At 39.5% G+C, this 13,841-nt stretch carries 12 protein-coding genes; 11 read left to right on the top strand and 1 reads right to left on the bottom strand.

Going from position 1 to position 13,841, the window contains the following annotated elements; translation table 11 throughout:
• Positions 1-233 precede the first annotated feature (233 nt).
• From D0T85_RS17910 to D0T85_RS17860, 11 genes are all read left to right on the top strand, one after another.
• Positions 234-770 (top strand): nitroreductase family protein, encoded by a 537-nt coding sequence (locus D0T85_RS17910; protein WP_163214900.1) that lies wholly within the window; start codon positions 234-236, stop codon positions 768-770.
• Positions 757-1,578: a Rossmann-like and DUF2520 domain-containing protein gene (locus D0T85_RS17905; RefSeq protein WP_163214899.1), complete on the top strand. Its 822-nt coding sequence runs from the start codon at positions 757-759 to the stop codon at positions 1,576-1,578. Before D0T85_RS17910 ends, D0T85_RS17905 begins: the two co-directional genes overlap by 14 nt.
• 3 nt (positions 1,579-1,581) lie before the next feature.
• Positions 1,582-2,103 carry an HAD family hydrolase gene (locus D0T85_RS17900; protein ID WP_163214898.1) on the top strand — a complete coding sequence of 174 codons (522 nt, stop codon included), beginning with the start codon at positions 1,582-1,584 and terminating at the stop codon, positions 2,101-2,103.
• Between the two features lie 118 nt (positions 2,104-2,221).
• Entirely contained in the window at positions 2,222-2,806 is a 585-nt protein-coding gene (locus D0T85_RS17895) for a Maf-like protein (RefSeq protein WP_163214897.1), read from the top strand.
• Between the two features lie 98 nt (positions 2,807-2,904).
• Complete coding sequence (locus tag D0T85_RS17890) at positions 2,905-4,707, top strand: DNA polymerase III subunit gamma/tau (RefSeq protein WP_163214896.1); 1,803 nt, start codon at positions 2,905-2,907, stop codon at positions 4,705-4,707.
• Between the two features lie 93 nt (positions 4,708-4,800).
• On the top strand, positions 4,801-6,057 hold the full coding sequence (locus tag D0T85_RS17885; protein ID WP_163214895.1) for an MFS transporter: 1,257 nt from the start codon (positions 4,801-4,803) through the stop codon (positions 6,055-6,057).
• Between the two features lie 92 nt (positions 6,058-6,149).
• Positions 6,150-7,148: a glycoside hydrolase family 130 protein gene (locus D0T85_RS17880; protein ID WP_163214894.1), complete on the top strand. Its 999-nt coding sequence runs from the start codon at positions 6,150-6,152 to the stop codon at positions 7,146-7,148.
• Position 7,149: 1 nt separating this feature from the next.
• Complete coding sequence (locus D0T85_RS17875) at positions 7,150-9,408, top strand: GH92 family glycosyl hydrolase (RefSeq protein ID WP_163214893.1); 2,259 nt, start codon at positions 7,150-7,152, stop codon at positions 9,406-9,408.
• Positions 9,409-9,529: 121 nt separating this feature from the next.
• Complete coding sequence (locus tag D0T85_RS17870; protein WP_163214892.1) at positions 9,530-11,776, top strand: GH92 family glycosyl hydrolase; 2,247 nt, start codon at positions 9,530-9,532, stop codon at positions 11,774-11,776.
• Positions 11,777-11,884: 108 nt separating this feature from the next.
• Complete coding sequence (locus tag D0T85_RS17865) at positions 11,885-12,160, top strand: type II toxin-antitoxin system HicA family toxin (protein WP_163214891.1); 276 nt, start codon at positions 11,885-11,887, stop codon at positions 12,158-12,160.
• Between the two features lies 1 nt (position 12,161).
• Entirely contained in the window at positions 12,162-12,500 is a 339-nt protein-coding gene (locus tag D0T85_RS17860) for a type II toxin-antitoxin system HicB family antitoxin (protein WP_163214890.1), read from the top strand.
• 42 nt (positions 12,501-12,542) lie between these two features.
• Here D0T85_RS17860 and D0T85_RS17855 read toward each other — a convergent pair whose 3' ends face one another.
• Positions 12,543-13,307: a carboxypeptidase-like regulatory domain-containing protein gene (locus D0T85_RS17855; RefSeq protein WP_163214889.1), complete on the bottom strand. Its 765-nt coding sequence runs from the start codon at positions 13,305-13,307 to the stop codon at positions 12,543-12,545.
• Positions 13,308-13,841 lie beyond the last annotated feature (534 nt).

The following is a 13,841-nucleotide window of genomic DNA, read 5'->3' as shown; positions in this document are numbered from 1 at the left end:
AAAGTATGCAATTTAACTACTTGTACCAAAGTTTTTTTGAGTTTAAAGTGTCCTATTTCACCGTAAATAAATACCAGAATTCTTGCTTTTTTTCAACGTTCTGATTTTCAATAACATACAGTGGTCAAAATATTCAATTTTGAGCGTCAAATATAAATATTTTGAATATTTTTTATTTTTAGAGTATATAATGTACCTTTGTTTATCAAAAAATAACATTTAAACAATAAGGTATGGAAAACTTTTATGAATTAATAAAATCACGTCGTAGCATGCGTAAATTTACCGACAAGGAACTTACGCAGGAAGAAGTAGTTAGCTTATTAAAAGCCGCACTTATATCGCCTACATCTAAACGAACCAACGCCTGGCAGTTTATTGTTGTCGACAACAAAGAAACATTGGCTCAATTAGCCCATTGCAAAGAACATAGTGCATCTTTTATTGCCAATGCAACTTTAGCCATTGTAGTAACAGCCGACCCATTGGCTAGTGATGTATGGATTGAAGATGCTTCGATTGCTTCGATCATGATTCAACTCCAGGCCGAGGATTTAGGATTGGGAAGTTGTTGGGTACAGGTTCGCGAAAGATTCACTGCACAAGGCGAACCGGCAAACGATTATGTACACAGTGTTCTCGATATCCCTTTGCAGCTGCAAGTACTTTCTATCATTGCTATCGGACATAAAGGTATGGAACGTAAACCTTTTAACGAAGACAATTTGCAATGGGAAAAAATACATATCAATAAATATGGTGGACAATAAACAAGACATCCCTGTTGCTGTTATTGGTGCAGGAAATCTGGGATACAACTTGGCATTAACCTTGCATAAGCATGGTTTCCATGTAATACAAATTTACAGCCGTACCGAAGAATCGGCCAAGCCCCTTGCCCTACAAGTTGAAGCAGAATGGACCACAAATAGTGAAAAGATAACCAATAAAGCAGCCATCTATTTTGTTGCATTAAAAGACAGCGTTCTGGAAGAAATTATACCCCAGCTTATTAAAGAACGCAAATCTGCTTTATGGGTTCATACAGCCGGAAGCATCCCCATGGATATATGGGAACCTCATTGTAACCGTTATGGGGTTTTCTATCCCATGCAAACATTCAGCAAAAAACGGGAGGTTAGTTTTAATGAACTATCTATTTTTATTGAAGCCTTCAATAAAAACGATATTGAAATATTGAGAGCTATTGCTTTATCTCTTACCTCAAAGGTGTACGAGATTGACTCTGATCGCCGTAAGAAACTTCATCTGGCTGCTGTATATGCGTGTAACTTTGTTAACCACATGTACACTCTTTCAAGTGAGGTACTCAAATCGGTAGATATTCCTTTTGATGCAATGCTTCCTTTGGTAGATGAAACTGCCCGCAAAGTTCACGAACTACCTCCACAAGAGGCACAAACCGGTCCGGCTGTCCGTTACGACAGAAATGTAATCGATAGTCATTTAGAGATGCTTAATGATACCCCTGATATGCAAGATATATATCGTTTGATATCCCAAAGCATCTACAACCACACCATAACTCAAAACTCAAAACCCAAAACTCAAAACTAATATATGTCGACAATAAACTACGATCTTACCCGCATCAAAGCATTGGCATTTGATGTTGATGGTGTACTGAGCAATGATGTAATGCCTTTGCACCCTTCGGGTGAACCCATGCGTACAGTTAGTGTAAAAGATGGTTATGCTTTACAGTTAGCTGTAAAACAAGGGCTACTGATTGCAATAATAACCGGTGGCAAAACCGAATCGGTTCGCTTACGTTTCGAATCGTTAGGCATAAAAGATATCTATATGGGATCGGCTGTTAAGATACACGACTACAAAGATTTCCGGGATAAATACAATTTAAAGGACGAAGAAATTCTGTATATGGGCGATGATGTTCCCGATATGGAAGTTCTGAAAACCTGCGGTCTACCTTGCTGTCCGAAAGATGCGGTATCGGATATTAAACAAATTGCTCGTTATATATCTCATTGTCCCGGAGGCTATGGTTGTGGACGCGATGTACTGGAACAGGTAATGCGTGCCCAAAACAAATGGATGGCGGGTGATGCTTTCGGTTGGTAGTTATTTGAAACGCAGATTAACGCGGATTAACGCAGATTTTTAATTATTTATTTCTCAATCTGCGACAATCTGCGTTAATCTGCGTTTCAAAAGTTTCAATAACTTAATCTAAAATCAAATGAATCCTCTCCAAAACTTCAAATACAAAATAATCCTGGCCTCTGGTTCTCCCCGTCGACAGGAACTACTTTCCGGATTAGATATAGATTTCACAGTAAAAGTACTGCCCGACCTGGACGAATCTTATCCGGAAACTCTTCAGGGTGAAGATATACCTCTTTATATCTGTCGGGCTAAAGCCGAGGCATACAAAGCTGCCATCAATCCGGGCGAATTGGTAATTACTGCCGACACCATTGTTTGGTTAGATGGTAACGTGCTTGGAAAACCCACAAACGAAGCCGATGCTATAAATATGCTGAAACTGTTATCGAACAAAACCCATCTGGTTATAACTGGTGTTTGCTTAACAACTAAAGAATGGCAAAAAAGCTTTACGGCAACCACAGAAGTTACTTTCGATAAACTTACAGAAGAGGAAATAGATTATTATGTGCATAAATACCGTCCAATGGATAAAGCCGGATCGTATGGTGTTCAGGAATGGATTGGATATATTGGCGTAAATGGCTTAAAAGGAAGTTATTATAATGTAATGGGGTTGCCAATACAACGATTGTATAAGGAACTAATAAAGTTATAACTTCTTTCTTTTTTTAACAGAGTAAAGATTCGTTTCACTGTGATTTTAATAGTGTAAATATTATCTTTGCATGGCTCAAAGAAAATAATATCCAAAACATGGAAAACTATATTGTATCTGCCAGAAAATACCGTCCCTCAACATTCGAATCAGTTGTAGGACAGAAGGCACTCACTACTACACTAAAAAATGCAATCGCCACCCATAAACTGGCTCATGCTTATTTATTTTGCGGACCGCGAGGAGTAGGTAAAACAACATGTGCACGTATTTTTGCCAAAACCATAAATTGTATGTCGCCCACTGCCGATGGGGAAGCTTGTAATCAATGCGAGTCGTGTGTGGCTTTTAATGAACAACGTTCGTACAACATACACGAACTGGATGCTGCATCAAACAACTCGGTCGATGATATCCGGCAGTTGGTTGAACAGGTTCGCATACCGCCCCAGATTGGTAACTACAAAGTTTACATCATCGATGAGGTTCACATGTTATCAGCTTCGGCTTTCAATGCCTTTCTGAAAACACTTGAAGAGCCTCCCAAACATGCCATATTTATTTTGGCTACAACCGAAAAGCATAAAATTCTTCCTACCATATTATCTCGTTGTCAGATTTACGACTTCAACCGTATAGGAGTTGAAGACACAGTAAACCACCTGATGTATGTGGCACAAAAGGAAAATGTAAGTGCCGAACCCGAAGCCTTGAACGTAATTGCTTTAAAGGCCGATGGTGGTATGCGCGATGCATTATCCATATTCGACCAGGTAGTTAGCTTCACAGGAGGAAACATTACGTATCAGGGTGCTATTGAAAACCTGAATGTACTGGATTACGATTATTATTTCCGGCTGACTGATTATTTTCTGGAAGGCAACGTTAGCAGTGCATTATTACTATTTAATGATGTGTTGAACAACGGTTTTGATGGCGGCCATTTCATTACCGGACTTTCGTCTCACTTCCGCGATTTGCTGGTTAGTAAAGATGGAGTTACTGTATCTCTACTGGAGGTTGGAGCCAGCATACGCGACAAATATCAGGCGCAAGCCCAAAAGTGTCCGGTAAAGTTTCTCTATAAAGCATTGAAGTTGTGCAACGACTGCGATTTGAATTACCGCATAAGTAAAAACAAACGTCTGCTGGTGGAACTAACACTGATACTGGTTGCACAAATTGTTTCAGAAGGCGATGAAGCAAGCCATGGGCTTGGCCCTACACAGATTAAACCCATAGCAAAAAATCAGGCTGCAACGACTCAACAATCGGCACAGCCTGTACAGAGTGCAGCTCCTGTTACATCTGCACAAACAACAGCGGCACAGCCTACTACAACTACACAGCCACAGGCACAAACACCTGCCGCACCACGCGAAATGCCCGATATATTGAAGCAATCGCAAGGTACAGCCGAAAAGAAGATTCCTGTTCGAAAGAAAGAAGGTATCTCTATCAGGAACTTCAATAACGAGAAGGAACAATCAACTGCTTCGACCCAACAAACCATTGCCAATGTTGAACCGGAGAAAGATCATCCTTTTGATGAAAGCGACTTAAGGTATCAATGGCAATTATTTGCCCAGCAATTACCTTTGGAACATAGGGCAATGGCTGGTAGAATGCAAGGTATGAACATCAAACTGCTTGATGCCACAACTTTCGAAGCAGTTGTTGAAAATGATTTTGTTGTAGATCAGTTCATGCCACTAAAACCAGCTATTGAAATGCACCTGAGAACACAGTTGCATAACAAACAAATAAAAATGATTTTCCGTGTCAGCGCACCGGAAGAGAAAAGACGGCCAACATCAAAAGCTGAGAAATATCAGGCCATGGCCGAAAAAAACCAAGCGCTTATAACCTTAAAGAATGAGTTTGGATTAGAATTTTATTAAAAAAAGTATTGAGTTTTGAGTAATGAGTTTTGAGTTGCCATGCGGCATCGTTAACTCACAACTCAAAACTCATTACTCAAAACTCAATACACAATGAAGAAAGAAAACGTGAATCCCGTACTTTGGGTACCAACTGTGTACTTCGCTATGGGATTGCCCTTTGTAGCCTTATCGATGGTCTCTGTACTGATGTTCTCGGATATGGGAATAACCAACACCCAAATTGCATTCTGGACATCTTTAATTATGCTTCCATGGACATTAAAACCTCTGTGGAGTCCGTTCCTCGAAATGTTCAAAACAAAAAAACATTTCGTTGTTATCACCCAAATGATTACTGGTGTTGCCTTTGCCCTGGTAGCACTTTCTCTCCCCCTCAACAATTTCTTTTGTTATGCAATTGCCTTAATGGGAGTTATTGCCATAAGTGGAGCCACGCACGATATTGCTGGTGATGGAGTTTACTTAACCGAACTCTCATCTACCCAACAAGCTAAATATATCGGCTGGCAGGGAGCTTTTTACAATCTGGCCAAAGTTCTTACCAATGGCGGATTGGTATATGCAGCAGGAATGCTTAAAAACTCATTAGGCATTACATACGCATGGATGGTTATTATGCTGATTTGTGCCGGATTAATGATGATACTAGGCTTTTATCACATCCGCATTTTACCCAGCGGCGGCACTTCCGAAAATAAAATTACTTCCGGAGCAGAAGCAATAAAAGAGCTATGGGAGGTTATTCGTTCCTTCTTTGCAAAGAAACACATACTTTTCTATATTGTATTTATCATCCTCTACAGATTTGCAGAAGGGTTTGCCATAAAAATTGTCCCCTTGTTTCTCAAAGCCCCAATAAAAGAAGGAGGTTTAGAACTGAATACTTCGGATATCGGTTTGGTGTATGGTACCTTTGGTGCGGCTGCTTTTATTCTGGGTTCCATTCTAGGAGGATATTACATATCGGCTCTGGGGCTTAAAAAAGCGCTATTTTCACTCTGTTGCATGTTCAATATACCATTTGTTGTTTATTATATTCTAGCTATTGCCCAACCCGACAGTCTTTGGGTAATAGGTTTGGCAGTGCTATTTGAATACTTCGGATATGGTTTCGGATTTGTTGGACTGATGCTTTTCATGATGCAACAAATAGCTCCCGGCAAGCACAAAATGGCACACTATGCTTTTGCTACAGGTATCATGAACCTCGGCGTAATGCTTCCCGGAATGCTTAGTGGCTATTTAAGTGATGTACTGGGCTACGAGAAATTCTTTATTTGGGTAATGATTGCAACAATACCTTCTTTTCTGGTAACATGGTTTGTACCGTTTACGTATAAAGATTAGTAGCTAGTAGTTAGTAGCTAGTAGCTAGAATCCATACGGTTGCTACTATCTACTAACTACTAGCTACTAACTATCTACTAACTACTAAAAATATGGAAAAAATTAAAATTATGGGAGACAGTCTTCCTTCAATGCCCTGGCAAGAACGTCCGGAGAATTGTAAAGATGTTATTTGGCGTTATTCAAACAACCCTATTATACCAAGGGATTTGTTACCCACTTCGAATAGTATATTCAACAGCGCAGTAGTACCATTTAAAGATGGTTATGCAGGTGTATTCCGTTGTGACGACACCAACCGCAGAATGCGTCTTCATGTAGGTTTTAGTGATGATGCCATCAACTGGAAAATAAACGAAGAACCTCTGAAATTTCAATGCAACAATCCTGAAATAGGTGAATGGGTATATGGATACGACCCACGGGTGTGTTTTATTGAAGACCGTTATTATGTAACCTGGTGCAACGGATATCATGGCCCTACAATCGGGGTAGCCTATACTTTCGATTTTGTAACCTTCCATCAACTGGAAAATGCTTTTCTTCCCTTTAATCGGAATGGCGTATTATTCCCCCGCAAGATAAATGGTAATTTCGCCATGGTAAGTCGCCCAAGTGATAATGGACATACTCCGTTTGGAGATATCTTTTACAGCGAATCGCCCGATTTAGAATATTGGGGCAGACACAGGCATGTAATGTCGCCTGCACCATTCGAAATGAGTGCGTGGCAATGCACTAAAATCGGAGCCGGTCCTATTCCAATAGAAACATCAGAAGGATGGTTAATGATTTATCATGGTGTACTGGCATCCTGCAACGGATTTGTCTACAGTTTTGGTTCGGCATTGCTTGATCTGGATGAACCATGGAAAGTAAAATACCGCTCTGGTCCTTACCTGTTATCTCCACAGAAAGATTATGAGTGTATGGGCGATGTTCCCAATGTCTGTTTTCCATGTGCAGCGCTTCATGATCCGGAATCCGATAGGATAGCGATCTATTACGGATGTGCGGATACGGTTACATCGCTGGCGTTTGGATATATACATGAGATTATTGAATTTACAAAAAGAACGAGTATAGTTTAAAATGAAAAGAACAAACTTAACACTCTTAGCCATAGCATTATCGTGTGCAGTAAGTTACGGCACTGATAACACTAAACTTAACCCTACCGATTATGTAGACCCATTTATAGGAACCACCAATTATGGAACAACCAATCCGGGAGCCATTTGTCCCAACGGAATGATGTCTGTTGTACCGTTTAACGTTATGGGTTCTAAAGACAATAAATATGATAAAGACGCCCGTTGGTGGTCAACACCTTATGAAATCAATAACAGCTATTTCACCGGATTTGCTCATGTAAACCTTAGCGGAGTAGGCTGTCCGGAGCTTGGTTCTCTTCTACTGATGCCCACAACGGGCGAACTAAATGTAGATTATACAACTTACGGAAGCCGTTATAAAGAAGAGCAAGCCTCACCTGGGTATTATTCAAACTACCTTACTCAATACAACGTAAAATGTGAAGTTTCGGCCACTCCACGTACTGGAATAACCCGATTTACTTTCCCCAAAGGCGAAAGCCACATTCTTCTAAATCTTGGAGAAGGATTAACAAACGAATCGGGAGCCTATTTACGGAAAGTGAGCGAAACAGAATACGAAGGCACCAAGCTATTAGGCACATTCTGTTACAATCCGCAAGCTGTATTTCCTATCTACTTTGTGATGCGGGTAAACAAACAACCTGTATCCAGTGGTTACTGGAAGAAACAACGTCCTACCCACAAATGGGAAGCTGATTGGGATGCCGATCAGGGGAAATATAAACTGTACACCAAATACGGCAGAGATATTGCAGGAGATGATATTGGCACTTTCCTGACTTTCCAAACTGAGGAAGGCGAACAGATTGAAGTTCAAATGGGAGTATCTTTTGTTAGCATAGAAAATGCACGCCTCAACCTGGAAGCAGAACAAAAAGGAAGAAACTTTGAAGCCATCCATAAAGAAGCTGTAGCCAGTTGGAATGAGCAATTATCGCGTATTCTTGTTGAAGGAGGCACCAAAGAACGAAAAACAGTTTTCTATACTGCACTTTACCACATGTTGATTCATCCCAACATTCTACAGGATGTAAACGGACAGTATCCGGCAATGGAAAGTGATGAAATACGTACCACCAAAGGTAATCGTTACACAGTCTTCTCACTCTGGGATACGTACAGAAATGTACATCAACTCCTTACCCTGGTATATCCGGAGAAACAAATGCAAATGGTACAAACCATGCTCGATATGTATCGTGAACATGGTTGGTTCCCCAAGTGGGAACTCTACGGACGCGAAACCCTCACCATGGAAGGCGATCCCAGTATCCCTGTTATTGTAGATACATGGATGAAAGGATTACGTGATTTTGATGTTGACCTGGCTTATGAAGCTATGTATAAATCGGCTACCTTGCCCGGAGCCGAGAATCTGATGCGACCGGATAATGATGATTATATGTCGTTGGGATATGTGCCATTACGTGGCAAGTATGATAATTCGGTTTCTCATGCGTTGGAATATTATATTGCCGACTTTGCACTTTCTCGTTTTGCTTCGGCTTTAGGTAAAAAGAAAGATGCCGACTATTTCTACAAACGTTCATTGGGATACAAGAACTATTACGACAAGGAGTTTGGGACTTTCCGTCCGAAGCTACCCGATGGTTCATTCCACGCTCCGTTTAATCCACGTCAGGGCGAGAATTTTGAACCCAATCCGGGATTCCACGAAGGCAGTGCATGGAATTACACATTCTATGTTCCGCACGACATTCCGGGATTAACCAAACTGATGGGAGGCAAAAAGAAGTTTATAGATAAACTGCAAATGGTTTTCGATGAAGGACTTTATGATCCGGCCAACGAACCGGATATTGCCTATCCATTCCTTTTCAGTTATTTCAAAGGAGAAGAATGGCGCACACAGCAGCTAACCCAAAAGTTACTGAGCCAGTATTTCACCGATAAGCCCAACGGCATTCCTGGTAATGATGATACAGGAACCATGTCGGGATGGGCGGTATTCAATATGATGGGTTTCTACCCCGATTGTCCGGGATTACCCGAATACACCCTAACCTCGCCTGTATTCGACAAAGTTACAATTAAGCTAGATCCCAAGTGGCATCAGAATGAAAGTTTGGTAATAGAAACCGTTCGTTCGGATCAGGAAGCTATCTATATAGATAAAATTATGTTGGGGGATCGTAATTTTCCGGAATACCGAATCAGTCACGATAAGTTGGTTCATGCGGGTAAAATCACCTATATACTAAAATCAAAATAAATGTTGTATCCATTTGAAACGCAGATTAACGCAGATTATCGCAGATTTTTAATCTTAATTTAATCTGCGATAATCTGCGTTAATCTGCGTTTCAAAAATATCTATCACAAACTATACAATTATGAAAATTAAAGTATTAATTAAAAACGCAGCATTGTGTACTCTACTCTTCACAATAGCTTCGTGTAAAAACGAAAACAAAGTAGTAGAAAGTACACCTGTTGATCTAACACAGTATGTTGACCCGTATATTGGTACTGGAGATCATGGTCACGTATTTCTGGGAGCAAATGTGCCCCGTGGATTTGTTCAGTTAGGTCCTACACAGCCCACACAAGGTTGGGACTGGTGTTCGGGTTACCACTACACCGACTCTCTTATTGCCGGATTCAGTCATCTGCATTTAAGTGGTACGGGAATTGGCGATCTGGGTGATATTACCTTTCTCCCTACAGTCGATGATACTCGTTTGCACAAGTTTACTCATGCTAATGAAGTAGTAAAACCGGGATACTATGCTATAAAATTTCCCGAATCCGGAATCAAAGTTGAACTAACAGCTACCGAACGTTGCGGATATCACAAATATCTTTTCCCAAAAACAAATCAATCTAAAATCATTATCGATTTGAAACGTGGCATTGGCTGGGATAGCCCGGCAGAAGGTTATCTGGTTCAGGAAAACGATTCGGTTGTATCCGGTTACCGTTATTCCAAAGGATGGGCTAAATTCCAGCAAGTTTATTTCACTGCTGTATTCTCAAAATCAATAAAAGGGTTCAAAGTTTCCGAAGATGATAAAGCATATAATGAGGGTAAAACCGTTACAAACAAAACAGCATTTGCCGAACTAAGCTTTGATACTACAGATGGCGAGGTGATTTATGCAAAAGTAGGTTTATCGGCAGTAAGCATCGACAATGCAAAACTGAATCTCAAAGCTGAACTTTACGAGTCAGGATTAGATTTTGAACAAACCATTGCTTATGCCAACCATGCATGGAACGAAGAACTGAATAAGATTACCATTAAAACAAACAACGAAACAAACAAACGGGTATTCTACACAGCTCTTTACCACTCGTTGTTTGCTCCCTCTATTTTCTGTGATGTAAATGGTGATTACAGAGGCAGTGATGGTAAGGTTTACAAAGATGCTCCTTTCACTAACTACACCACTTTCTCATTGTGGGATACGTATCGTGCTGCTCATCCGCTTGCTACAATTATTCATCCGGAAATTATGGAAGATTATGCCCAAACCATGCTCCATATCTTTAACGAACAAGGCAAGTTACCGGTTTGGCACCTAATGGGTAATGAAACAGATTGTATGGTAGGTAATCCGGGAATTCCAGTATTGGCCGATATGCTTCTGAAAGGATATGACATGGATAATGAAAAAGCCCTCGAAGCTATGAAAACCTCTGCCCTACTCGATGAGCGTTCTTTGGGATTATTGAAAGAATATGGTTATATTCCTTGCGACAAAGAACCAACCAACGAAACCGTTGCAAAAGCATTAGAATATGCATTGGCCGACTGGTCAATTGCACAGGTTGCTAAGAAACTCGGCAAGACTGAGGATTACGAATACTTCCTTAAAAGAAGCAAATCGTACACTAATTACTTCGACAAAAATACCACCTTTATGCGTGCCCTCTCCAGCGACCGCAAGTTTAAGGAGCCGTTTGATCCATTCGATGCAGCCCACCGTGTAAACGATTATACCGAAGGAAATGCATGGCAATATGTTTGGCTTGTTCCGCATGATGTTTATGGGTTAATTGATTTATTTGGAAGCGAAGCCGCTTTTACTGCTAAACTGGATTCACTTTTCAAAGTTGAAGGCGATATGGGCGAACATGCCTCTCCGGATGTTTCTGGTCTTATTGGTCAGTACGCTCATGGTAACGAACCTAGTCACCACATATTATATTTATATCCGTATGTTGGTCAGCCTTGGAAAACAGCCGAGAAAGTAAGACAAGTATTGAAAGAGCTTTATTTTGATGCTCCAGCCGGACTGTCGGGTAATGAAGATGTTGGCCAGATGTCTTCTTGGTATATTCTGTCTGCTTTAGGTTTCTATCAAGTTGCTCCGGCAGGTGGTGAGTATGTATTTGGTAGTCCTTTGTTCGATGAAGCCCTTGTTGAGGTTGGCGAAGGTAAAACGTTCAAAGTTGTTGCTCTGAATAATAGTGATCAGAACATGTATATACAGAGTGTTAAGTTGAATGGCAAACCATATACCAAATCGTATATTAACTTCTCTGATATTATGGCTGGTGGTACACTTGAATTTACAATGGGCAGTGCTCCATCCAATACTTTCGGAGTGAATATGGAGGATAGACCGCATAATTAAAACCTTGCTATAAATATACTTAAATCCTCGGATTTTCCGAGGATTTTTTTGTTACTTCCTCTTGATTATGTAACTATCATTAGTTACTTTTGTATAAATGATTATGTTATGACGAAAAAAGATAAACTGATTGAACGTTTTTTATTACAACCCAAAGATTTTTCTTTTAATGAATTAACTCGTTTATTTAATACTTTGGGATTCTACATTGATACAAAGGGAAAGACATCAGGATCTCGGGTAATTTTCATTAATGAGGAAAAAGTTCTATCTTATAGTGTACATAAACCCCATCCGTCAAACATTATCAAAATGTATGTTATGAGACAAGTTCTCGATTTCTTATTAGATAATGATTTATTAATTAAAGAAGAGGAGGAATAATATGGGACATCTTAAATATAGAGGTTACACTGGTAGTGTTGAGTATAGCGAAGCTGATAATTGCCTATTTGGTAAGGTCTTAGGAATGACAAAAGATTCAATTACCTACGAAGGAAGTACTATTGAAGAATTAAAATCTGATTTTGAAGCTGGTATTGATAGTTATCTTGAAATGTGTGAAAGAAAAGGAGTAAAACCCAGAAAGGCTTTTTCAGGAACGCTTAACATTAGAATCCCATCCGAAATTCATGGCAAGATCGCCATGATTGCAGAGGAAACCGGAACTACTGTAAATACAGTTATACGGAGGGTATTAGAAAAGGAACTTAAAACAATATAATAGAAGAGGGTGACTTCGCCCTCTTGCTTTTGGGGTGAATTTCTATTCAAAATCCGGTATCTCATAAAAATACAGATTCTCCCCAAACTCTTTATACTCAGTATTCTCTGCCTCTACCCTGAATATTATATAAGGTTTGTCTGTTTCAATTCCAGGATCATCTACTTGCACTACATATCCTGTAATAGTCATATTACCAATACCAGAAAACTCTTCTACTGGAACCACAGAATTCACAGTTAATGCCTTATCATCAGCAAACACTTTTACTTTAAGATGTTCAGGTTTTATAGAAATATCAGATACCTGTTCGGCTTTGCCTTTATTAAGATAAACTGCTTTATCATAAGATATATACTTTGTAACACTCATAGGACGGAAATAAACGAAATATCCCGGATAACCACCCACTGTTTTAAAAACGGTTGTACCGTATAATTCAAGTTTATGATAATGTGGATTGATCTCCATATCCCTATCGGCTATTACATTCCATGCCCAAAATTCAAGCCGCATATCTTCTTCGGGTACTGCATTATTTCTGGGATATTCATTCAGGCGCATAGCATAAATAGAGGCATAACGTCCTTTCTTAATTTCAATAGAATATCTACCTTCGGCATCCGTATAAGTTTTATAAGCTGTACTAAAATCTTTATATTTGATATCTATAATACTGCTATCTATCGGATTACCATTAAAATCCTTTACAATACCGGAAATAATTATGGTATCTTTCGTTGTTTCCCGGCTTGTACAGCCAAACAGTATAACTATTGATAGTAAATAGATTGATAGTTTGGTCATATGGTTTTCCTTCACTTTAGGTTCTTAAGAATTCATTGCTGCTTACAAAGATACAAAACCAATATAATATCAAAAAAGATAAATTATAAATCCGTGTTTTATAAATCCGTGTAATCTGCGCAATCCGTGTCTAAAATTCTTCAAAAATCTTTCCAACAAGCAGCCCATTGTTTACTTATTTCACACCCCTAAAAGAACAACAAACACCCCAAACATCCTTATTCACCACCCGTTACACGCGTCACAGAGCCGATTTTACCCTGTATTTTCAAAATGCTGCATTTCGCATTGATGAAATGCTGCATTTCGTTCAATCAAAATGCTGCATTTCGAAAGTGTGAAATGCTGCATTTTAAAATCACGGTTTGCTGCATAACAAAAAAGTAACAATTTGCGAATGAATGAAAATTTACATGCTAATAAAAAAACTCCGTATCTCGTATATTTGCATCATTAATGATCCGTTATTTCTCCGAGTGTTGTATATTCGTAGTTAATACGGAAAAGAATAGTCTCTCAATTGTGCCTAGATAC

Origin of the sequence: Bacteroides sp. 519 (assembly GCF_010500955.1) — a bacterium.
GTDB lineage: Bacteria > Bacteroidota > Bacteroidia > Bacteroidales > Bacteroidaceae > Bacteroides.
This window is presented reverse-complemented; position numbering and strand designations above follow the sequence as displayed.